Annotated in this window: 21 protein-coding genes and 1 pseudogene; 8 read left to right on the forward strand and 14 right to left on the reverse strand. The window is 59.8% G+C overall.

The annotated features are described in order from the left end of the window. Positions 1 to 4: 4 nt before the first annotated feature. From H7848_RS07455 to H7848_RS07485, 7 genes are all read right to left on the reverse strand, one after another. Positions 5 to 712, reverse strand: a complete 708-nt coding sequence (locus H7848_RS07455; protein ID WP_208349568.1) for an ABC transporter ATP-binding protein — start codon at positions 710 to 712, stop codon at positions 5 to 7. Positions 713 to 775: 63 nt separating this feature from the next. Next, the gene (locus tag H7848_RS07460) at positions 776 to 2,239 is read right to left on the reverse strand and encodes an L-lactate permease (RefSeq protein WP_208349570.1); all 1,464 of its coding nucleotides are present in this window, start codon (positions 2,237 to 2,239) and stop codon (positions 776 to 778) included. An 88-nt stretch (positions 2,240 to 2,327) separates the two neighbouring features. Then, positions 2,328 to 3,584 carry a molybdopterin-binding protein gene (locus tag H7848_RS07465; RefSeq protein WP_208349572.1) on the reverse strand — a complete coding sequence of 419 codons (1,257 nt, stop codon included), beginning with the start codon at positions 3,582 to 3,584 and terminating at the stop codon, positions 2,328 to 2,330. Continuing rightward, on the reverse strand, positions 3,581 to 4,477 hold the full coding sequence (locus H7848_RS07470; RefSeq protein WP_208349573.1) for a hypothetical protein: 897 nt from the start codon (positions 4,475 to 4,477) through the stop codon (positions 3,581 to 3,583). The genes H7848_RS07465 and H7848_RS07470 overlap by 4 nt, the downstream gene beginning before the upstream one ends. Further along, positions 4,474 to 4,962, reverse strand: coding sequence for a molybdopterin-guanine dinucleotide biosynthesis protein B (gene mobB / locus H7848_RS07475; protein WP_208349577.1), 489 nt, complete (start codon positions 4,960 to 4,962; stop codon positions 4,474 to 4,476). The genes H7848_RS07470 and mobB overlap by 4 nt, the downstream gene beginning before the upstream one ends. Then, complete coding sequence (mobA, locus tag H7848_RS07480) at positions 4,959 to 5,582, reverse strand: molybdenum cofactor guanylyltransferase MobA (protein WP_208349579.1); 624 nt, start codon at positions 5,580 to 5,582, stop codon at positions 4,959 to 4,961. Before mobA ends, mobB begins: the two co-directional genes overlap by 4 nt. Continuing rightward, entirely contained in the window at positions 5,579 to 6,469 is an 891-nt protein-coding gene (locus H7848_RS07485) for a formate dehydrogenase accessory sulfurtransferase FdhD (protein WP_208349581.1), read from the reverse strand. Before H7848_RS07485 ends, mobA begins: the two co-directional genes overlap by 4 nt. 54 nt (positions 6,470 to 6,523) lie before the next feature. On the opposite strand from H7848_RS07485, the gene H7848_RS07490 reads away from it, so the two are divergent. The 3 genes and pseudogenes from H7848_RS07490 (at position 6,524) to rpiB (ending at position 8,023) form a co-directional block, all read left to right on the forward strand. Then, on the forward strand, positions 6,524 to 7,228 hold the full coding sequence (locus H7848_RS07490; RefSeq protein WP_208349583.1) for an AzlC family ABC transporter permease: 705 nt from the start codon (positions 6,524 to 6,526) through the stop codon (positions 7,226 to 7,228). Next, the gene (locus H7848_RS07495; RefSeq protein ID WP_208349586.1) at positions 7,225 to 7,554 is read left to right on the forward strand and encodes an AzlD domain-containing protein; all 330 of its coding nucleotides are present in this window, start codon (positions 7,225 to 7,227) and stop codon (positions 7,552 to 7,554) included. The genes H7848_RS07490 and H7848_RS07495 overlap by 4 nt, the downstream gene beginning before the upstream one ends. A 17-nt stretch (positions 7,555 to 7,571) precedes the next feature. Continuing rightward, positions 7,572 to 8,023, forward strand: a pseudogene (gene rpiB / locus H7848_RS07500) (ribose 5-phosphate isomerase B). A gap of 15 nt (positions 8,024 to 8,038) precedes the next feature. Here the strand turns inward: rpiB and H7848_RS07505 are convergent. The 7 genes from H7848_RS07505 to H7848_RS07535 all read right to left on the reverse strand — a co-directional run bounded on the left by H7848_RS07505 (position 8,039) and on the right by H7848_RS07535 (position 15,008). Further along, complete coding sequence (locus H7848_RS07505) at positions 8,039 to 8,653, reverse strand: TetR/AcrR family transcriptional regulator (RefSeq protein WP_208349588.1); 615 nt, start codon at positions 8,651 to 8,653, stop codon at positions 8,039 to 8,041. After that, positions 8,646 to 9,515 (reverse strand): polyphosphate kinase 2, encoded by an 870-nt coding sequence (gene ppk2, locus H7848_RS07510; RefSeq protein WP_208349591.1) that lies wholly within the window; start codon positions 9,513 to 9,515, stop codon positions 8,646 to 8,648. The genes H7848_RS07505 and ppk2 overlap by 8 nt, the downstream gene beginning before the upstream one ends. A gap of 42 nt (positions 9,516 to 9,557) precedes the next feature. Beyond that, on the reverse strand, positions 9,558 to 10,532 hold the full coding sequence (locus H7848_RS07515; protein ID WP_208349860.1) for an alpha/beta fold hydrolase: 975 nt from the start codon (positions 10,530 to 10,532) through the stop codon (positions 9,558 to 9,560). A gap of 64 nt (positions 10,533 to 10,596) precedes the next feature. After that, positions 10,597 to 11,526: a homoserine O-acetyltransferase MetA gene (gene metA / locus H7848_RS07520; RefSeq protein WP_208349593.1), complete on the reverse strand. Its 930-nt coding sequence runs from the start codon at positions 11,524 to 11,526 to the stop codon at positions 10,597 to 10,599. A gap of 261 nt (positions 11,527 to 11,787) precedes the next feature. Beyond that, positions 11,788 to 12,732 (reverse strand): universal stress protein, encoded by a 945-nt coding sequence (locus H7848_RS07525; RefSeq protein WP_208349595.1) that lies wholly within the window; start codon positions 12,730 to 12,732, stop codon positions 11,788 to 11,790. Then, complete coding sequence (locus H7848_RS07530; protein WP_208349597.1) at positions 12,729 to 14,450, reverse strand: cation:proton antiporter; 1,722 nt, start codon at positions 14,448 to 14,450, stop codon at positions 12,729 to 12,731. The genes H7848_RS07525 and H7848_RS07530 overlap by 4 nt, the downstream gene beginning before the upstream one ends. Before the next feature lie 156 nt (positions 14,451 to 14,606). Continuing rightward, positions 14,607 to 15,008, reverse strand: a complete 402-nt coding sequence (locus H7848_RS07535; RefSeq protein ID WP_208349600.1) for a RidA family protein — start codon at positions 15,006 to 15,008, stop codon at positions 14,607 to 14,609. Positions 15,009 to 15,228: 220 nt separating this feature from the next. Between H7848_RS07535 and H7848_RS07540 the strand changes: the two genes are divergently transcribed. From H7848_RS07540 to H7848_RS07560, 5 genes are read left to right on the forward strand one after another with little or no spacing between them, the layout of a single operon-like run. Further along, positions 15,229 to 16,230, forward strand: a complete 1,002-nt coding sequence (locus H7848_RS07540) for an ABC transporter substrate-binding protein (protein ID WP_208349603.1) — start codon at positions 15,229 to 15,231, stop codon at positions 16,228 to 16,230. After that, the gene (locus H7848_RS07545) at positions 16,231 to 17,010 is read left to right on the forward strand and encodes an ABC transporter ATP-binding protein (RefSeq protein WP_208349605.1); all 780 of its coding nucleotides are present in this window, start codon (positions 16,231 to 16,233) and stop codon (positions 17,008 to 17,010) included. Then, positions 17,007 to 17,864 carry an ABC transporter permease gene (locus H7848_RS07550; RefSeq protein WP_208349607.1) on the forward strand — a complete coding sequence of 286 codons (858 nt, stop codon included), beginning with the start codon at positions 17,007 to 17,009 and terminating at the stop codon, positions 17,862 to 17,864. Before H7848_RS07545 ends, H7848_RS07550 begins: the two co-directional genes overlap by 4 nt. Next, positions 17,864 to 19,120 carry a cytosine deaminase gene (locus H7848_RS07555; RefSeq protein ID WP_208349609.1) on the forward strand — a complete coding sequence of 419 codons (1,257 nt, stop codon included), beginning with the start codon at positions 17,864 to 17,866 and terminating at the stop codon, positions 19,118 to 19,120. Before H7848_RS07550 ends, H7848_RS07555 begins: the two co-directional genes overlap by 1 nt. Then, entirely contained in the window at positions 19,117 to 20,514 is a 1,398-nt protein-coding gene (locus tag H7848_RS07560; RefSeq protein ID WP_208349612.1) for an FAD-binding oxidoreductase, read from the forward strand. Before H7848_RS07555 ends, H7848_RS07560 begins: the two co-directional genes overlap by 4 nt. The last annotated feature ends 26 nt before the right edge of the window (positions 20,515 to 20,540 follow it).

The raw sequence follows: 20,540 nt of genomic DNA on the forward strand, positions 1-20,540 counted from the left end.
ACGCTCACCACTTGATCTCGGACGGGGCAAGGCGATGGTCGTTCACCTGCGTTTCGCTGATTTTGCCATCGCGAAAATAAATCACGCGGTGCGCCATGCGACGGATTTCTGCGTTATGCGTGATGACAACGGTGGTGGTGCCGAACCGGTCGTTGATGCTTTGCAAGACCTCCAGCACCTGGATGCCTGTGCTGCTGTCCAGCGCGCCCGTCGGTTCATCACACAGCAGGATATCGGGGCGCTTTGCGATGGCGCGCGCGATGGCCACGCGCTGTTGTTCGCCGCCTGACATTTCAGATGGAAAGTGATCCATGCGGTGATCCAGACCGACCAGGCCCAAGGCCTCGGCCGCGGACATCGGATCATGGGCCACGTCGGTGACCAGCTGCACGTTTTCGCGGGCGGTCAGACTGGGTACAAGGTTATAGAATTGAAAAACAAAACCAACATGATCGCGCCGGTATTTGGTTAATTCGCGATTGGTCATGTCGGTCAGTTCGGTTTGCCGGAACCAGACGTGCCCGTCGGTTGCGTGATCCAGGCCGCCGAGAATATTCAGCAAGGTCGATTTGCCGCTGCCCGACGGCCCCAGCAACACCGTCAATTCGCCGCTGTAAAGCTGCAGATCAACGCCATCCAGCGCGTGGACCTTCACATCGCCGGTGTCATAGACCTTGGTGATGTCTTCGGTTCTGAAAACGATATCGGGCATGTTTGATTCCTGTTCTGCCGACTTTTGCAGGCCGCGGTCCCGTTCGCTTTGACCAAGGTCAAATCAGGCCAGGATCAGCACCAGCGTTCCACCGATACCGGCCGCGATGAGGCAGGGGATCGCGGTCCGGGCCAGGACGTCACCCTCTTTGCCGACCAGCCCCACCGTCGCGCTGCCCGCGATGATGTTGTGGGGGGCCACGATGTTGCCCACCGCCGCGCCGAACCCCTGAACGGCGGCCATGGCCGACGGTGACAGCCCAAGTGTGTCGGCCGTGGACAGCTGCAGTTCGGTGAAAAGGATGTTCGATGCTGTGGCTGATCCGGTGATGAAGGTGCCCAGAATGCCGATGAACGGCGCCAGGAATGGCCAGATCGCCCCGGTTTGTGCCGCCGTCAGTGCCAGGACCTGTATCATGCCGCTGTGAACCATCAGCCGCGACAGGGTCAGCATCACCAAAAGCGCCACTGCCACCGGTAAAAGCCGCCTTAGGGCCGCTGTAAGCGCGGTCCAGATCACCGCGCCTTGGCGCGTCATCAGCGCCCCAAGCAGGAACCCCAGAATCAGGATCGTGCCGGGGTGATAGAGCGGTTGAAAGCTGCCTGTGAAGCCGCCGTCAATCTGCCATGACCAGACCGGGGTGCCGAGGAACTCTTTCAGCGGCGGCACCAGCCGAGTGACCAGCACCAATGCCAAAACAACGCCATAGGGGGCCAGATCACGGGGCAGTCCGGCCAGGTTTGGGGCGGGGCCCGCATTGCGCCACCGCCAGACCGCAACGAAAACCGCAGTTCCCGCTAGCGCCGCGCCCAAAGTCGCCAGCTCGGGGCCTGCCAATGCGGCCAAGACCAGCGCGGGCACGAAAAAACTGATCGCGGCCAGGATCGTCCAGGCGATGTCGCGGCGGGTCAGGGGGGTGTCGGCGGCCAATCGTACCATGAACAGCAGCAGCATTGGGCCTGTGACGGTGTGTAGTGCCATGGTCTGAAAGGCGATGGTGTTCGCGGGTAGGCCGCTGATTGCGATTTGGGCCAGGGCAGGGGTGCCGACCGCGCCGAATGATACGCCCGCCGCATGTCCCAGCAAGGCCAGGACCACCGCGCGCACAGGTGGATAACCCAGCCCGACCAGCAGCGGTGTTGCCAGCGCTACAGGGGTGCCAAACCCCGCCGCGCCCTCCATGAACAGGCCGAAAAACCACGCGATCAGAATAGCCTGAATGCGCCGCTCGGACGCGATGCCCGATAGCGTATCGCGGATATGATTGATGGCGCCGGTTCGGTTCTGAAATTCATAAATGGCCAGCGCGGGCAGGATGATCCACAGGATCGTCGCGGTGGTATGCAGGGCCTCGGCGCCTGTGCCGATGGCCAGATCGGCAACCGGTCCAGCTGGCGCAAAAACGGTCAGCGCAATCAGTCCCGCCAGGGCAAGCCCCGCCAGACCGGCGATAAAAGCCGATTGTCGGAGAACGACCATACCGACAAGGATGACAACAAGCGGCGACGCAGCCAGAATTGCGGACATGGGGCCTCGGGTAACTTAGGGGATAGGATCTTGAGTTGACTATATCCAAAGCGGCGCCGGTTGGAAGCCCCGGATATAGCGGGGGCGATTACAGGCCAAAACTTCCAAACGGGATGTACCGCACCGGGTCGCCATGGTTGATTATCCGCGCGCCATCTTCTATTTCGACAAAGCCATCGGCCCAGCTTAGCCCAGATATGCGCCCCGATCCTTCCGAAGCGAAAACCTCGGCATGGCCATCCGTGTTCAGTCGTGCACGCAGAAATTCGCGCCGCCCAGGCTTTTTGTTTTTGGTAAAAGCAGCGGGGACTTCAAATCCGACGGGATCAGACCATGCCGCGCCCGCCAGCACCTGCATCGCCGGGCGGGCAAAGATCAGCGTACAGGTAAAGGCGGCCACCGGATTGCCCGGCAACCCAAAGACCGGCGTACCGTTCCACAGCCCCAAGGCCAGCGGGCGGCCCGGTTTGACCGCAATGCGCCATTCGGCCATCGATCCGGTTTCGTTCAACAGGGCTGAAACATGGTCTTCGTCCCCCGCCGATGCCCCGCCCGACGTCAGGATCACATCCGCTTCAGCTGCCTGATCAAAAGCCGCGCGCAGAGCGGTGCGATCATCTGCGATGCGGCCGATATCAATGGCCTCATATCCCCACCGTCGCGCCAGCGCCAACAGCATGGGGCGGTTGGCGTCGAAAATCTGATTGTCACTGGCATTCTCGCCGGGCGACCGCAATTCATCCCCTGTCGAAAGAACCGCCACTTTCAAACGGGATCGCACATGCAGTTCATGTGCCCCAACCGCACTGAGCAGGGCCAGATCGGCCGATGTCAGAACACGCTCGGTCGTCAGCGTCGCGGCTCCGGCCTGAATGTCCTCTCCTGCGTTTCGTGTGTTGGCACCCGGCTTCAATGGCCCGTGAAACGCAATCTGACCGTCACCCTGTGTCACGTCCTCTTCGAGCACAACGGTATCCACGCCAGCGGGCAGGGTCGCACCGGTCAAAATGCGTATCGCATGGCCCTTTGGCACCTGTCCGGCAAAGGGCACGCCCGCAGCAGCCCGCCCTTCGGTCAGGGGCAAAATCTGGGGTCCTTCACCAGTCGCCGCATGGGCAAATCCGTATCCATCGACCGCCGCATTGGGCAAAGGCGGGTTCGACCGCGTGGCGATAACATCCTGCGCCAGTACGCGCCCCTCGGCCTGCATGACATCGACCTGTTCAACCCCGGTCACAACTGACAGCCTGTCGCGCAACCGGGTAAGCGCGTCGTCCACGGGCGTCCATTCGACCCCCGGCGGCAGGGCAAAGCAGTCGTTTTTCAGGGGCGGCGGTTTGATCATGCGGCGCGGCTTTCTGCCTTCGCCTTGGGCATCAGCCCCATGATCCAGCCCTCTTCCACAGCCACCCGTTCGGACGACGCGGGCTGAAACAGACCGTCCAGCGCGCCCTTATCCTGCAATGTCGCAAACCCCCGCGCCATACCGCGGACCTGAACGGCATCCTCGATCTGATAAATCTCGTCCTTGGACGCCCATCCGAAATCCTGCCCCCCCAAGGGGCCATCCTGACGCAGCATAGATGGGTAAATTTCGACCAGAGTGATCAGCGCATCGGGCTTTTCCCAACCGCTTTCCATCGGCCACACACGCAGATCGTTGCCATAACGCCTGCGCAGCCTCTGCAAATGCGGCAGCCCCAGCAAGGTCTGCGATCCCACCGACCCCGTCGTGAACAGTTTCCACACCGGTTGGGCCGATGGCATATGCTGTTCGGCCAGTCTTTTATCGGCCAATCGTACGTCCAATATGCCCTTGGTCGGCGACAGACCGTCGATCTGTATGCTCGGCGGGCATCCCCATAGCGGGCCGTCACCGTCGTACATCGCATTGACCTGTGCTGCAATCTGAAAGCGGTTGTTTTCGTTTTGGGGGCCGTCGGTGATGTGATCCGCCAGCCAGTCCCAAACGGCCAATGCACTCGGCTTGCCCGTCAATCGTTCAGCAAACCCCTGCGGATAGCCAAAGGCGAAATCAAACCCCAGTAAAACACGCTTTCCCTGCGCGACCGTCTGATCCAGAACCTGATGCAGATGATCCATCGCCGCGCGACGGGTGCGGCAATAAATGGGGCGCTGATCGTCCTGCCCGATGAAAATCGCATCTTTGACCGGCTTAACAGGGGACGGCACGGAACGCGCCGACCAGTCCACCATAATAAAGCTGTCAAAACTCACAATCCCACCTCAGCCAGTATGAAATCTGCGATGGCTTTTGTGTCGTTCAGATCGAACACTGGCCTGTCGGTGATATCAAGGCCCGTGTCGCTGGCAATGGCCTTGACGGTGTCGTCGGCGATCAGGGGCTTGCCCGCGGCGGCGCGGTAGGCTTCGACCTTGGGGTGGGCGTCGCGCTTGTAGCCCTCGACCAGGATCAGATCGACGGGGGCCAGTTTTTGCAGCAGCTCCGCCAGGGGCGGTTCATCCTGATCGCGCAACTCATGCATCAAGGCCCATCGCTTGGACGAGGCCAGCAACACCTCTTGCGCGCCCGCGGTCCTGTGGCGATAGCTGTCCTTGCCCGGCTGATCCACGTCGAAATGATGATGCGCGTGTTTCAGCGTCGACACGGTGATCCCGCGCCCCGTGATGTCCGTCACCAGCCGTTCCATCAGCCCGGTTTTGCCGGTGTTTTTCCAACCGACCACGCCGTAAATTCTCATGCCACCCCGTCCCCTAGCATCTTTTGTGCCTGTGCCAGATCGTCGGGCGTGTTGACGTTGAAAAACGGATCGCCCGCTCTGGTCTGAAACACAGCCGTACCCGCGCCGTGGCGGTCTGTCCAGAGAACGACCTTTCGCAATCCATCTTGTAACGCGGCGCGCAGATCATCGCGCAGGGCGGTGGGCCAAAGGCCGAACGTCGGATGTCGGACGGTGCCGCGATCGGGGTCGGGTGTGGCGGCCAGGGCGATCTGGGCGCTTGCGTTTTCAGCAGCTAACACCAACTGAGGGACCAGATCACAGGGGAAAAACGGCGTGTCTGCGGCGGCGGTCACGATGGCATCTGCGCCCTGATCCACGGCCCAGTCCAGCCCCGCCAGAACACCGGCCAAAGGTCCCGCGTACCCTTCGATGCTGTCGGCAATGACCGGCAGGTCATAACCCGCAAAACGCACTGGGTCACCATTTGCGTTCAGCGCGACCTGACCCACCTGAGGCGACAGCCGGTCAATCACCCGCTGCAAAATCGGCACGCCGCCCAACTCCAGCAGACCCTTGTCGCCCCCGCCCATGCGCGTGGCCAGCCCCCCGGCCAGGATCACACCCAGGGGTTGCTTCATGACTGCGCCCCCTTGCGGCGATGTTTGGGGCTTTCGTCGGCCACATCGCCCGGATCGATATCGCGCACCAGACGATCTTCGCCCGACAGGCAGACAAACCGCTGCCCGCGCATCCGCCCGATCAGGGTCAGCCCCACCTGTTGCGCAATCTCAACCCCCCAGGCCGTAAAGCCCGACCGCGACGCCAGCACCGGAATGCCCATCATCGCGGTTTTGATCACCATCTCGGAGGTCAGCCGACCGGTCGTATAAAGCGTCTTGTCATCTGCACTAATCCCTTCGCGCAACATCCAGCCCGCGATTTTGTCGACGGCGTTGTGGCGACCCACGTCCTCCATATAAACCAGCGGACGCGCACCTTGACATAGGACCGTGCCGTGAATCGCGCCCGCCTCAAGATACAAACTTGGCGTGCGGTTAATCCTGGCCGACAGCGCATAAAGGTCCGACGTCTGCACGGGCGTGGCAGGCAGGCTTAGCCCCTCAAGCCCCTCCATCATATCGCCGAAAACAGTGCCAACGGCACAGCCACTGGTGCGGGTCTTTTTCTCCAGCTTCTCCTCATATGTCGTCTGCGAGGCCGTGCGCACCACCACCGTTTCCAGATCGTCGTCGTAATCCACGCCGGTGATCTGTTCGTCCACGGCCAGCATCCCCTGATTGCGCAGAAAGCCAAGCGCCAGGTATTCGGGGTAGTCGCCGATGGTCATCGCCGTGACGATTTCCTGGCTATTGAGGAAGATCGTCAGCGGGCGTTCTTCGACCACGCGGGTGTCAATCGCAGCGCCCGTCTGATCATAGCCCTGCACCGCGCGTGTCAGATCGGCGCGGCCTGGATCGGGGGCAATCAGGTAATCATCCAAATCGTCGCGTGTGGCCAATTGCATCTTCCTTACCGGCAGTCTAAGCGTGGGGCGTTTGGCAAAATCTAAAGCGAATTCATGGTAACCTCCACCACCAAATCCATCTTCTTCAAAGGCGTGCTGGACGGGTTGCCGTTTTTGCTGGTTGTTGGGCCCTTTGGCCTGTTGTTTGGCGTCATCGCGACCGAGGCCGGGTTGAACGTGGCGGAAACCATGGGATTTTCCGTTCTGGTCATCGCAGGCGCGTCACAATTCACTGCGATCCAGTTGATGGTCGACAACGCACCAACCGCAATCGTGCTGGCCACGGCACTGGCGGTAAACCTGCGCATGGCCATGTATTCGGCGTCAATCACGCCGCATCTGGGTGCCGCACCCCTTTGGAAACGCGCGTTGGTGGCCTATTTTCTGGTCGATCAGACCTATGCCGTCAGCGTTGATAAATACGAGCGCAGCGACTGGTCTTTGCCGCAGAAACTGGCGTATTTCTTTGGCGTCGTCCTGCCGATCTGCCCTATGTGGTACGTGCTGACGTTGACTGGCGCGATGCTGGGCGAAGCCATCCCCGACGCCTGGGCTCTGGATTTCGCAGTGCCCATCACATTCCTGGCCCTGGTCGCCCCCGCCTTGCGGACGCTGCCCCATGTCGCAGCCGCGGTGACGTCAATCGTGCTGGCGCTGGCGCTGGCCGGGTTACCCTATAACGTCGGCCTGATTATCGCTGCGATCGTCGCGATGATGGTGGGGGCGCAGGCCGAAGTCATGATGAGGCCGCGCAAATGATCCCCGAGGGCACCCCCATCTGGCTGGTCATCGTCATCCTGGGGCTGGGCACTTTTCTGATCCGTTTTTCGTTTCTGGGGCTGATTGGCGACCGTCAACTGCCCGAGTGGTTCCTGCGGCATCTGCGATACACGTCCGTCGCTGTGCTGCCGGGGCTGGTGGCCCCGCTGGTGGTCTGGCCCGCCGCCACAGACGGGCAGCTTGACCCGGCGCGACTAACCGCCGCCGGTATGGCCGTGCTGGTCGGCGTGGTGACGAAAAACGTTATTGCTTCGATTTTCGCAGGCGGCCTGACGCTTTATGCGATGCTGTTCTTGTTGGGATAGGTGGGAAAGGGGGTCTGATGACCACAAACAACCGAATTGTTCTATCCAGCGACCACACGGCGATTGCGCTAAGGCAGACCATTGCGGACCACATCGCAGCGCAGCGCAGGGGTGGGATGTGGTGGATATCGGACCGACCTTGTCTGAAAGCACGCCGTATCCCAGACACGGTGCAGCTGCTGCGCGTCAGGTGGCCGATGGAGACTGTCGGTTCGGCATCATACTCTGCGGCACAGGGCAGGGCATCATGATGGCGGCCAACAAGATCAAGGGGGTGCGCTGTGGTGTCTGCAGCGATACGTTTTCGGCCCGGATGATCCGCCAGCACAACGATGCCAATATGCTGTCACTGGGCGCGCGGGTTGTCGGGCCGGGGCTGGCATTGGACATTGTCGATGCATTTCTGGCCGCGCCTTTCGATGGTGGCAGGCATACGCACCGTGTCCAGATGATCAAGGCGCTTGAATAGGCCCTTGGCGCCACCTTAGTCCGGCGGGATCAACCCCAGCCCGCGCAGATAAATCCCGATACCGGTTTCCAGCAAATCCTCGGGCGGAAAGGGCGACCGGGTACCGGGTGATCCGCGCGCAAACAGTTCGACCACGCCATGCGACATCGCCCAGATATGCGCCGAAAACATCTGCGGCGGGGGGCGTTTTTCGGCGGGGATATGTTCAGACAGTTGCACGGCGGCCTTTTCCAGAACACCCAAGGCACGCGTAGCGACGGCGTTCAGTTCCGGCGTGCGCTGGATTGAAATGCCACTTTCAAACATCGCGATGTAGTGGCCAGGATACTTGCGAGCAAAGGCCAGATAGGCGCGGCCCGTCGCCGAAAACGCCGACAGGGCCGAAGGCTGGCCGCCCGCATATGCATAATCCAGAAGATCAGCAAAAATCGCATAGCCCTGACGTGCAATCTCGGCGATCAGGTCTTCGCGCCCGGCGAAGTGGCGATAGACGGCGGCGGGGGTGACGCCTGCGGTCTTGGCGGCCTCAGACAGAGTAAATCCCGTCGGGCCGCGCTGTTCGATCAACTCAAGCGCCGCTGTGATCAGCGCCTCGCGTAGATTGCCGTGGTGATATCCGCGTTTAGGCATCCCAGATGACCGGTCCGCCTGCCACATGATTGTCAATCTGCCCAATCGCCTTTTCGTTTTTGTGGGCGTAATCAATACCTTGCAGAACGGTCTGGATCGCCGCCAGCCGCGCGCGCCGCTTGCCGTCAGACCGGATCACGGTCCAGGGCGCGTCTTCTGTATGGGTGCGGTTGATGGTCTCGCTTATGGCTTCAGTATATGCGTCCCATTTCGACAGGCCCTTGATGTCGATACTGCTTAGCTTCCATTGCTTCAGCGGGTCATTTTCGCGCACCAGGAAGCGGCGCAACTGTTCGGCGCGCCCGACATTCAGCCAGATCTTGCACAGGTTGATCCCTTCGCGCACCAGCATCCCCTCAAAGGGGTAGACCTGTTGAAAGAACTGTTCGCGTTCTTCATTGGTGCAAAAGCCAAACACATGCTCGACCACGCCGCGATTATACCAGGACCGGTCAAAGAAAACGATTTCCCCGCCCGAGGGCAGGTGATCGATATAGCGCTGAAAATACCACTGCGTGCGTTCGCGTTCGGTCGGTTTTGACAGCGCCACCAGCCGCGCGCCGCGGGGGTTCAGGTTTTCGCGGAACCGCTTGATTGTGCCGCCCTTTCCCGCCGCATCGCGACCTTCGAACACGATGGCCACGCGCGCACCGGTGGCTTTGGCCCAGTTCTGTAGCTTTACCAGTTCGATCTGCAGCGCATAAAGGTGATCTTCATACTGCTTGCGATCCATCCGTTCGCGATAGGGATAAAGCGGATTGATGATGTCGCCTTTATGTGCCGTTTCAATGGCTTGGCGCACAGCGTCGGGCGCGTCATGCTTGTAGAAATTACTGATGGCTCCGTCAAAGGGCAGTTGCATCGGGATCATATCCTTTTTCGCCAATATGGTCCGATGCGCCCGTCAGCGCAATCCGGCACGCGCGGCGGCACGATCAATGGCATTGATGACGGCCTGTGGCGCGACATGGTGGGGCATATGGCCCACGTCGGGCAGGATGGTCAGATTGGCCGCGGGGATTTGCTGTGCCAGGGGCGTCGAATGGATGTCCAGCGGCACGATACGGTCTTTTGCGCCGTGCACGATTTCGACCGGTATATCGATCAAGGGGTATTCTTTCGACATGTCAACAACATGGGGGCGCAGGCTGTTGACCTGTTGTGCGTTGGCCCGCAGTGTTTCGCGGCGCAGGGTCAGACCCACGCCGATATAGTCTGCATAACCTTGCGGTGGCGACTGGGGCGCGAAAATCGCGGCGATGGCTGTCTCGGCCCGGTCTTTCGGGGCAAAGGCCGTGATCAGCGGCACGACAACCGCGCCCCCCACGCGTGACGAATTCACAGCGTAAAGCGGCCCAAGACCACCGGGCCAGGGGTTTGAGGCCGCAGACACAGGCACAAGGGCGGCAGGGTGGTCGGAAAACTCTAACGCCCAGGCCAGCGCGATGGCACCGCCATAACTGTGGCCCAGAATGATGGGGTCGCGCACGCCCAGTTGGTCCGCTGCGGCCTTCAGCAATCTGGCTTGCTGCGCGGGTGTTTCGGCGCGGGTGTTGATGGGGCCGGTCTGACGATCGCCCAGCCTTTCGGTCCAGCCCAGTCCGGGCCGGTCAAAGGCGATGACGCGATAGCGGTCCTTGACCCGATCGACGAAATCAAAGGTGAAATCACGCGTGTTGCCCGATGCGCCATGGATCAGGATCAGATCGGGGCCGCGCCCTTCGATATGCGCATGAACGCGGGTGCCATCGACGTCAACAAAACGGCCTGTGGGCGGATAGCTTTGCGTGGCGCGGATTTCCTGTTTGTCGGCACGCTGATCCACATAGGCCCCGCATCCGGCAAGGGCAAGGGTCGAAAGCAGAAGGCTAAAGGTCAATTTTTTCAAGACTTTACACTGGGACAGCAAACGGTGATGGCTAGGTGTCTATATAGAGGGCGCCTCAGCTTTGACCAGATGATCCGATGCGTTCCATGTCAAAGGGCGTGGACTGATAGATTTGGTTGATCCAGTTGCCATAAAGCAGATGCGCATGCGACCGCCACCGGTTCTGCGGCTGCTGCGAGGGGTCATCATCAGGATAATAGTTGATAGGCACGTTGATTGCGGTGCCGTTTTCGATATCGCGGTCATATTCCTGTTTCAAAGTGCCGCTGTCATATTCGAAATGGTTGAAGATATAAAGCGCGCGGTGCGCCGGGTCTTCGACCAGACAGGGCCCAACCTGATCGCTACCAAGCAGTGTGCTCAACCCTGGTGCGACATCGATTTCATTCTGGCGCATTTCGGTCCAGCGGCTGACAGGGATGACACAATCATCCGAAAACCCCCGCAGATAGGGAGAGGCCGGGGACAGGTTCTTGTGACGAAAGCAGCCAAAAGCCTTGGCGGGCAGCATGTGTTTCTGCACACCGTGGAAATAGTTGATCATCGCCATGCCTCCCCAACAGACGCCAAAGGTCGAATGCACATGGGTTTGCGTCCAGTCAAAGACCTGTTTCAACTCATCCCAATAGGTCACATCCTCGAAGGGCAGATGTTCGATCGGGGCACCGGTGATGATCAGTCCGTCAAATTTCTGATCGCGCACCTGCTGAAATGGCCGATAAAATTCGCGCATATGTTCGGCGGCGGTGTTTTTTGTGCGATGTTCGCTCATCCGGATCAGGGTCAGTTCGATTTGCAGCGGTGTAGCGCCGATCAGTCGGGCGAACTGGTTTTCCGTCTGGATTTTCTTGGGCATCAGATTCAACAGCCCGATCCGCAGCGGGCGGATGTCCTGACGCGCGGCCGTGTCATCATCCATGACCATCACGCCTTCGTGCGTCAGCACATCGTAGGCGGGCAGGTTTGATGGAATTTTGATCGGCATGGGATCTGGTCCTTTGCGGTTCGGACGACAGCCTTTAGGGGATTTATCTGAAAGGGTCAAAGCAAATGCGCGCGCCCGCGGCGCGCATTCCTTCTGGCACTTCGTGCGGTTGGGGGCGTTGCCCCCGCGCCTGACGGCGCCCCCCAGAGTATTTTAGGAACAATAATGAGATGCTCCATCATTATTGTTCCATAAATACTCCCGCCGGAGGCACCGCGACGCGCGAAGCGCGGCGCAAAACCTTTGGAACTGCGATGATGTTTAAGCCAAAGGAGAGATAAATCCAGGCGGTTTGACGGTGACGACGGAACAATCGGTGCTGTTGATGATGTCTTCGGCAGTGTTGCCGATGATCACCCCGGGCACACCACTTCGGGCGATGCTGCCGATGATCAGCAGGTCAGCGTTCAGATCGTTGGTCAGTGTGACCAGTTTTTGTCTGGCGAAGCCTTCGTGCAGTTGTGGAATGATCGAGATGCCGGGTGGCGTTTTTTGGTTGGCGATCAGTTGGTCCAGCGCGCGTTCGTGTTCGTCCTGGATATCCCGAATGTATTTCTGGCGCGCATAGCCAGGATCGGGTGTGTTTGACCACAGCCATAGCATCCCGGCCTCGGGCGCCTGCCAGATGTGGGTCAGATGGATCTCGGCCGGGCCGGATGACACGCAGTCCACCGCCGTTTGCAGGATCCGGGCGTTCAGCGCGTCGCAGCTGCCATCCGGCACGACATCGACGGCGGCGATGGCTGTTTGTGTCGCGGGCATCTGGTCTCGGGTTTGCAGCCAGACGGGGCAGGGGCATTTGCGCAAAAGGTGCTGATCTGTGCTGGTGAAAAAGTATCCAGGCAGGCCATGGTGGCTTTCAGCGCTTTTCAGCACCAGATCGATATCATGGCGCAGGACATATCGGATCGTTTCAAAGAAAAGCTTTCCGAACCCTACCTCAACCGGAATGTCGTTTTCACGAATCTCAAGCGTTTCCAGGATTTCGTCATGTAAATCCTGCACAAGATGGTCGCGAATTTGCTTATGCGACAGCCCGGTGATATCGGGCAGCGCGGGATGGGATACCGGGTCTTCGATCACACCCATGATGATCAGTTCGGCCTGATGCGTCTGGGCCAGCGTTCGGGCCTGCGCGAAGGTGATCTGATCGCGCGCCTGCCCGGTAAAGACGAACAGGATGCGATCTGTGCTGTGACCCGTCATGTCAGAAGCGCCTTTTGTCCGCTGGCATCTATGGCCGGTTCTGACGACACGGTGTCACGGCCCAGCACCAGATCGGCGGCCTGCATGGCGGCGTCCCGATAAGGTAGCAGCACCAGATCGACGCCATCGATCACGCGAAGATCATCACCGCTGGCCTCATTCTGGGCCGCCACGGCGATTTTGCCGGTAAAGCGGTTGTCGCGCAGGGTTTGGATCAGCATTTTTCGCCCCTCATTGTGCGTGATACCGGTCTGATGGTCCGGCACGGCCGAAATCGCGTAGTGCGCCTGTTGCAAGGGCAGATGGGCCAGAAATTCGGGGTCGCTGGCATCGCCGAATATCACATCAATGCCCTGCGCACGGGCATAGCGCACGGCGACGGGGTCGAAATCGATGCCTAAAACGGCTTTGCCCGATTGTTTCAGCGCCTGCGCGATCCCAAGGCCATAGCGCCCCAACCCAAAGATCAGGATGTCATAGCTTTGCTTTTGCGCATGCACTGTATCTTCGCGTTTTTCAGCCGATTTGCGTTCGAAGGGGCCAAGAGCGGGCTCAAAAACCGCATAAAGCTGGTGCGAATAGGTGATCATATAGGTCGACGCGGCGATCGTGATCAGACCGACCAGCGTGACCAGCCCAAGCGCATCGGGCGCAACATGCCCGATGCTGACGCCCATGGCCATGAAGATCAGGGAAAATTCGCTGATCTGGGCCACGGTCAGCCCGGCCAGAAACCCGGTGCGTTTGCGGTACCCAAGCGCGCCCATGATCACCAGCACGATCAGGGGGTTGCCGATCAGGACAAAGGCGGAAAACACCAGTGCGGCGATCACGTTATCGCCCAGGATAGACAGGTCCAGCGCGGCGCCAAGGGCGATGAAGAAAAACAACAGCAGAAAATCCCGCAACGCGGACAGGCGCGCGGCGATGGCTTCCCGAAAGGGGGTTGAGGCCAGCGAGACACCCGCCAGCAATCCGCCCAACTCCTTTCCGAAGCCCAGATAGTGGCCCAGGGCCGCCAGCAATGCCGCCCATCCGATGGCAAAGGATACCAGCAGTTCCGGCGCGCGTGACAGACGTTCGACCAGCGGGTTGGCAATGAAACGCACAAACAGGATCACGCCGACCAGCATCGCCGCGCCATAGGCAAAAACGCGGATGACATCACCAAACGCGCCATCGCTGGCGGCACCCACGCCAACCGCCGACAAAATGATCATCGCCAGCACCACGACGATGTCCTGGACGATCAGAAACCCCAGGGCGATGCGGCCGTGGAGTGAGTCGATCTCTCGCTTATCCGACAGAAGTTTTACGATGATGATGGTGGATGAAAACGTCAGGGCGATGGCGACATACAGGCTGGTCAACGGCCCCAGCCCAAGCGCCAGACCGATCATAAAGCCAAAAATCGTGGTAAAGATCACCTGACCCAGACCGGTCATCAGCGCAACCGGGCCGACTGTGCGCACCAACTTCAGATCCAGTTTCAGACCGACGAGAAACAGCAAAACGGCTATGCCCAGTTCGGCCAGCAGGTCAATCTGTTCGTCGGATTGCGCGATGTTCAGAACCGACGGGCCTGCGATAATGCCTACGGCGATGAAACTGACGATCAGCGGCTGGCGCAGCAGCAAGCCGATAAACCCGACACCGGCGGCCAGCACCAAAAGGGCGGCCACTTCATAAAACAGATATCCGGTCAGGGCGTCAGCCATGGTGTGTGCTCAGGCAGGTCAAGATCAATGCGTCCTCATTTGACTGGGGCAAAGAGTGTACTGATCACCGGGCTGGCATGACTGCGGGCTGAAAACCGTTACTCCAGATGACATATGCAATGCCGTTCCGCATGAAAGAGGGTGCGGGAAATTATTTCAGCTTGCAGTGGCGAGAATACTGGCGATTGCCTCGACCTCAACCAGAAATTCGGGCCGGGTAAAGCCCGACACGATCACCAGGGTCGAGGCCGGCAGCACATCGTGATCCGCCAGCCAGGCGTCGCGCGCGGCCATGTATCCCTGCATATGGGCGCGATCGGTGACATAGGCTGTCAACTTGACGACATCCGCTGGTGATGCGCCTGCGGAGTTTAGAATTTCACTGATATTGGTAAAACATATATCGGCCTGCGCGCTTGCATTATCGGGGATCATGCCGTCGGCCGCCATCCCCAGTTGCCCCGATGTCATGACCAGTTGATGCCCGACAGGGACCGTAAATCCGTGCGCATATCTGGCAAAAGGCGGGGCGATTGTGGTCGGGATCAAGGGGGGCATGGCGCGTCCTGTGGATGGGTAAAAGAACGGTTAACAGAACCACGATCTGGCCGCCTTGACCATAAATCAGCCAGGGTGTCGCGTAAAATTTCAGCAAAATGCCACCGACCGCTGATATTTTCACCAACTGATGCAAAAATCTGCTTTAATCTCTGGATCAGTCTTTCAATGTTTCCAGCTTTTCCAAGGATGTCACAAATAAAAATACTTGGAGGTATCGATGTTCATCAAAAGAACCTGCGCGGTTGCCGCCGGTGCAATCATGGTGGCCAGCAGCGCCATCGCACAAGATAATCTGACCCCCGTCGTTTTCGGCACCAACTGGCTGGCCCAGGCGGAACATGGTGGTTTCTATCAATCGGTCGCCGATGGCACCTATGCTGAATGTGGCTTGGATGTCCAAATCATCTCGGGCGGGCCACAGGTCAACAACCGCGCGCTGATGCTGGCGGGGCGGATCGATTTTCACATGGGCGGCGATATGCTGCAGGCCTTCAACGCGGTCAACGAAGGCATCCCCGTGGTGTCTGTCGCGGCAATTTTCCAGAAACATCCCCAGGTCATCCTGGCCCACCCGGGCGAGGCCGACAGTTGGAATGAACTGAAAGACCTGACGCTGCTGATCGGTGACAATGGCTTTACCAGCTATTACCAATGGATGATCGCGGAACACGGCTTTACGGTCGAACAGCGCGAACCCTATACCTTTAATCCCGCGCCTTTCGTGGCTGATAAACGCAAGGGGATGCAGGGATACCTTAGTTCCGAACCCTATGCCATTGAAAAAGAGGCAGGTATCAAACCGAATGTCTTCCTGATCGCTGACGCTGGTTATTCGTCCTATGCGACTACGATCGAAACCATGGCCGATACCATCGAAAACAACCCTGAAAAGGTGAAGTGTTTCGTCGATGGATCACTGACCGGATGGTACAATTATCTTTATGGCGACAGTAGCGCGGCGGATGCGCTGATCATGGCGGCCAACCCCGATATGTCTCAGGATAAGATCGATTTCGCCAAGGCGATGATGAAGGACGAGGGCATCGTTGACAGCGGTGATGCGCTGGAACTGGGGATCGGCGCCATGACGGATGAGGTGATCGGTGGTTTCTATGCCAAGATGGTCGAAGCCGGTGTGTTAGAGGACGGGCTGGATTGGCAGTCGGCTTATACGCTGGAGTTCACCAACCAGAAAGTTGGGATGGAGCTGAAGCCCTAGATGCCCAAAACGCTGCCGCTGGATCAACGCCCGCCGCTAATGCGGCTGGACGGGGTCGATAAGACGTTCGGCACCGTCACCGCGCTGCAGGGGATGTCGGTTCAGGTCAATCAGGGCGATTTCATTTCCCTGCTTGGGCCGTCGGGCTGTGGGAAATCCACAGTCCTGCGGCTGATTTCCGGCCTGATGCGGCCCACATCCGGGCGGCTGACCTGGGTTGATCCGCCCAAGCGCAATGATCTGGGCGTCGTCTTTCAGGAACCCACATTGATGCCCTGGGCCACGGTCGCCCAAAACGTCTGGCTGCCGTTTCGCCTGCAGGGCAAAACCTATGTCGAGGTGCGCGATGATATCCTTGAAGCCCTGCGTCTGGTCGGGCTGGATAAGTTCCAAACGTCGTACCCTCGCGAATTGTCCGGCGGCATGAAAATGCGCGTGTCCATTGCCCGCGCGATGGTCACGCGTCCGAAATTGATCCTGATGGATGAACCCTTTGCTGCGCTGGATGAAATCACGCGGTTCAAGCTGAACAACGATCTGTTGGCCCTAAAAGAAAAGATCGGCTGCACGGTGATTTTCGTCACCCACTCGGTCTTTGAATCCGTCTTTCTGTCGGACCGCATTCTGGTCATGGCCGCCCGGCCGGGCCGCGTGATCGAGGAACTGCAGGTCGACGCACCTTATCCCCGCGATGATGTGTTCCGCACATCCAGCGAATACGCGGGCTTTACCCGCAAGGCCAGCGACGCCCTGCACACCGCAATGGAAGAGGCCGCATGAGCATCGCCGAAAACGCCCCCGAAACGGTCATCGAAGACGCCGAGGAAAAAGCCCGCCGCAAATCGATGCAGATCGAAAAAGCCGCGAAATGGCTGTTGCCGGTCGTTGCCCTGGGGGCGGGGCTGGGGCTTTGGGAATTCATCGTCTGGTGGAACGATATCCCGCATTACATTCTGCCTGGGCCCACGCTGGTTCTGACAACACTGGTGCAGGATTGGGTGATGCTGTTCCAGGCACTTCTGATCACGTTGCAGATCACGCTGATGGCGCTGGCCGTCGCGGTGATCGGCGGGGTGGGGCTGGCGGTTCTGTTCAACCAGTCCCGCTGGATCGAGATGAGCTTTTACCCCTATGCCGTCATCCTGCAGGTCACGCCGGTCATCGCCATCGCCCCGCTGATCTTTATCTACATCGACAGCCGTATCGCTGGTCTGCTGCTCTGCGCCTGGATTGTTGCCTTCTTTCCCATTCTGGCCAATACGACGCTTGGGCTGAACTCGGCCGACCACAACCTGCGCGATCTGTTCCGGATTTACGGTGCCACGCGATGGCAGAAACTGCGGTACCTGCAACTGCCCTCGGCCCTGCCGTACTTCCTGGGGGGCTTGCGCATTGCGGGCGGTCTTAGCCTGATCGGCGCGGTTGTGGCGGAATATGTGGCAGGCACCGGTGGTCTGCAATCCGGGCTGGCGTTCCGTATTCTTGAGGCCGGCTATCGCCTGAACATCCCACGCATGTTTGCCGCCCTGATCCTGATCGCGGCGACGGGGGTGATCATCTTTGTCGGTCTCAGCTTTCTCAGTCATATGCTGCTGCGCAAATGGCACGAAAGCGCGTTGAAACGGGACGGATGATGGATTTTCAGACGCTGCCCACAGGTCCGGTGACGCTGCAAAACCTGACGGTGCCTGCGTGCCTGATGGGGCAATCGGGTGATTTGATCCGCATCGATCTGAACATCGCCGACGGTCATCTGACGGACCAGCCGGGGCAGGGGGTCGATATGCGGGGCGCGATGGTCTTTCCCGCTTTCATCGACATGCACACCCATCTGGACAAGGGCCATATCTGGGCGCGTGCGCCGAACCCCGATGGCACTTTCCAGGGCGCCTTGGACACCGTGCGCGCCGACAGTGCCGCGAACTGGTCGGCGGACGACGTGCGTCAACGGATGGAGTTTTCGCTGCGCTGCGCCTATGCCCACGGCACCCGCGCCATTCGCACGCATCTGGACAGTATCCCGCCGCAGGACGACATCAGCTGGCCCTTGTTCAAGGATATCCGCACCGAATGGGCGGGCCGGATCGATCTGCAGGCCGTCTGCCTGATCGGCTGCGACCGGATGAACGACCGCTTTGTCCACACCGCCGATTTGGTGGCGGATGCGGGCGGTGTCTTGGGCATGGTCACCTATCCGTTGCCTGACCTAAAAGACCGCTTGCTGGGGTTTTTCAAACTGGCCGAGGCCCGCGGGTTGGCGGCCGATTTTCACGTCGACGAAACGCTGGACCCCGCGTCCGAGACTTTGCGCCTGATCGCGGAAACCGTGCTGGAAACCGGCTTTTCCGCGCCCGTCACCGTGGGCCACCTGTGTTCGCTATCGACCCAGGATGAGGCCCGCGCGCTGGATACGCTGGATCTGGTCGCCAAGGCGGGGCTGAACGTCGTGTCGCTGCCCATGTGCAACCTTTATCTGCAGGACCGCGGGCCCAGCACGCCGCGCTTCCGCGGTATCACTCTGGTCCACGAAATGAAGGCGCGGGGCATTCCGGTCAGTTTCGCCTCGGACAACACCCGCGATCCGTTTTATGCCTATGGCGATATGGATATGCTGGAAGTCATGCGCGAAGCCACGCGCATCGGTCATCTGGACCATGCAGGCACCGACTGGACGCATGCCTTTCTGACAAACCCCGCCCGCGCCTGCGGCTTTGACCAACCCAGCCTAACGCACGGTGCGCCCGCCGATCTGGTCATCTGCAAGGCACGAAGCTGGACCGAACTGTTCGCCCGCCCGCAATCCGATCGCATCGTCCTGCGACAGGGCCGCCAGATCGACCGAACCTTGCCCGACTACGCCGACCTTGACGATTTGATGAGGACCCCATGACGCCAAACATAACTGCGGCAAAAGCCGCGCTCAGCCATCTTGAGATCGAGGAAAAAGACACCGCCATACGCGCCAAAAGCCGCGATTTCTTCTGGTATTCCCCGGTGCTGAAAGACCGTCTGGATCACATCGTGGCTGATTTCGTCGTCTCGCCCCGGACTGAGGCCGAGGTGATCGAGGTTCTGAAGGTCTGCTATGCCCACGACGTGCCGGTCACGACCCGCGGGGCCGGGACGGGGAACTACGGGCAAGCGATGCCCCTGTCGGGTGGCTGCGTGATGCACCTGACGCATATGAACGCAGTCAAGGAAATTCACCCCGGCCGCGTGATCGTTGAACCGGGTTGCCTGCTGAAAGATCTCGATGCCGCCTGCAATGAGACGGGTCAGGAAATCCGCATGTTTTCCTCGACCTGGGCCACAGCGACGATCGGCGGGTTTATCGCCGGTGGCTCGGGCGGCGTGGGGTCGTGCACCTGGGGCAGCCTGCGCGATCTGGGCAACATCATCCGCCTGCGCGTCGTGACGATGGAGGAAGAGCCGCGCATTCTGGACTTCCGCGGCGAAGAACTGGCCCGTGTCAGCCACGCCTACGGCACGAACGGGATCATCACGCAGGTCGAAATCCCCCTGGCCCCCGCCTATGACTGGGTCGAGATGTTCGTGGCCTGCGACGATTTCATGGACGCCGCCCGCTTTGCCGAAGAACTGGCCAATGAAGACGGCATCCTGATCAAACTGGCCAGCGTGTTTGAGGCCCCGACGGCCAAGGATTATTTCCAGCGCGTCGCCCCCCATGTCGACGACGGCACGCATCTGATCGCGCTGATGGTCGCACCGCAGTCGATGGACGGGTTTCTGACGTTCCTGGCCCGCCGTCCCGTGGCCCGGCTGATCTATCGCTCGGACGACAACGATTGGCCACGCACGCCCGGCGCGGTTTTCGAATATGGTTGGAACCACACAACCCTGCGCGCGCTGAAGGTCGATCCGTCGATCACCTATCTGCAGGTCCGCTATGGGTTCCCCGATCACCTGAAGCTGGTCGAACAGATGCGCGACCAGTTCAGCCCCGAGGTGCTGCAGCATCTTGAGGTCCTGCGCGAAAACGGCAAGGTGATGTTTGCGGGCCTCAGCCTGGTGAAATTCACCACCGAGGACCGCCTGGACGAAATCATAAAACTGCACGAGGACGCGGGCGCGATGATCTTCAACCCCCACCGCTATACGCTGGAGGAAGGCGGCCGCCAGACCGTCGACGACCGCCAGTTGCAGTTCAAGAAAGAGGCCGATCCAAAGGGCCTCTTGAACCCCGGCAAGATGATCGCCTGGGACGATCCTGATTGGGCCTATGATCAGATGTACAGCTATCCCAAGATACAGGCAGCGGAATGAGGTGGCGTGACATAGAGGTCCCGGAT

Source organism: Pseudaestuariivita rosea, from assembly GCF_017592335.1.
Lineage (GTDB): Bacteria > Pseudomonadota > Alphaproteobacteria > Rhodobacterales > Rhodobacteraceae > Parasulfitobacter > Parasulfitobacter rosea.

What these genes read in the sequence shown, in the direction of transcription:
- H7848_RS07495 (WP_208349586.1), top strand. Translation starts at nt 7,225, where the DNA reads ATGATCCCCGAGGGCACCCCCATCTGGCTGGTCATCGTCATCCTGGGG.
- H7848_RS07530 (WP_208349597.1), bottom strand. Translation starts at nt 14,450, where the DNA reads ATGGCTGACGCCCTGACCGGATATCTGTTTTATGAAGTGGCCGCCCTT.
- H7848_RS07485 (WP_208349581.1), bottom strand. Translation starts at nt 6,469, where the DNA reads ATGCAATTGGCCACACGCGACGATTTGGATGATTACCTGATTGCCCCC.
- mobB (WP_208349577.1), bottom strand. Translation starts at nt 4,962, where the DNA reads ATGAGAATTTACGGCGTGGTCGGTTGGAAAAACACCGGCAAAACCGGG.
- H7848_RS07525 (WP_208349595.1), bottom strand. Translation starts at nt 12,732, where the DNA reads ATGACGGGTCACAGCACAGATCGCATCCTGTTCGTCTTTACCGGGCAG.
- H7848_RS07460 (WP_208349570.1), bottom strand. Translation starts at nt 2,239, where the DNA reads ATGTCCGCAATTCTGGCTGCGTCGCCGCTTGTTGTCATCCTTGTCGGT.
- H7848_RS07545 (WP_208349605.1), top strand. Translation starts at nt 16,231, where the DNA reads ATGCCCAAAACGCTGCCGCTGGATCAACGCCCGCCGCTAATGCGGCTG.
- H7848_RS07535 (WP_208349600.1), bottom strand. Translation starts at nt 15,008, where the DNA reads ATGCCCCCCTTGATCCCGACCACAATCGCCCCGCCTTTTGCCAGATAT.
- H7848_RS07505 (WP_208349588.1), bottom strand. Translation starts at nt 8,653, where the DNA reads ATGCCTAAACGCGGATATCACCACGGCAATCTACGCGAGGCGCTGATC.
- H7848_RS07550 (WP_208349607.1), top strand. Translation starts at nt 17,007, where the DNA reads ATGAGCATCGCCGAAAACGCCCCCGAAACGGTCATCGAAGACGCCGAG.
- mobA (WP_208349579.1), bottom strand. Translation starts at nt 5,582, where the DNA reads ATGAAGCAACCCCTGGGTGTGATCCTGGCCGGGGGGCTGGCCACGCGC.
- H7848_RS07560 (WP_208349612.1), top strand. Translation starts at nt 19,117, where the DNA reads ATGACGCCAAACATAACTGCGGCAAAAGCCGCGCTCAGCCATCTTGAG.
- ppk2 (WP_208349591.1), bottom strand. Translation starts at nt 9,515, where the DNA reads ATGCAACTGCCCTTTGACGGAGCCATCAGTAATTTCTACAAGCATGAC.
- H7848_RS07490 (WP_208349583.1), top strand. Translation starts at nt 6,524, where the DNA reads ATGGTAACCTCCACCACCAAATCCATCTTCTTCAAAGGCGTGCTGGAC.
- H7848_RS07465 (WP_208349572.1), bottom strand. Translation starts at nt 3,584, where the DNA reads ATGATCAAACCGCCGCCCCTGAAAAACGACTGCTTTGCCCTGCCGCCG.
- metA (WP_208349593.1), bottom strand. Translation starts at nt 11,526, where the DNA reads ATGCCGATCAAAATTCCATCAAACCTGCCCGCCTACGATGTGCTGACG.
- H7848_RS07455 (WP_208349568.1), bottom strand. Translation starts at nt 712, where the DNA reads ATGCCCGATATCGTTTTCAGAACCGAAGACATCACCAAGGTCTATGAC.
- H7848_RS07555 (WP_208349609.1), top strand. Translation starts at nt 17,864, where the DNA reads ATGGATTTTCAGACGCTGCCCACAGGTCCGGTGACGCTGCAAAACCTG.
- H7848_RS07540 (WP_208349603.1), top strand. Translation starts at nt 15,229, where the DNA reads ATGTTCATCAAAAGAACCTGCGCGGTTGCCGCCGGTGCAATCATGGTG.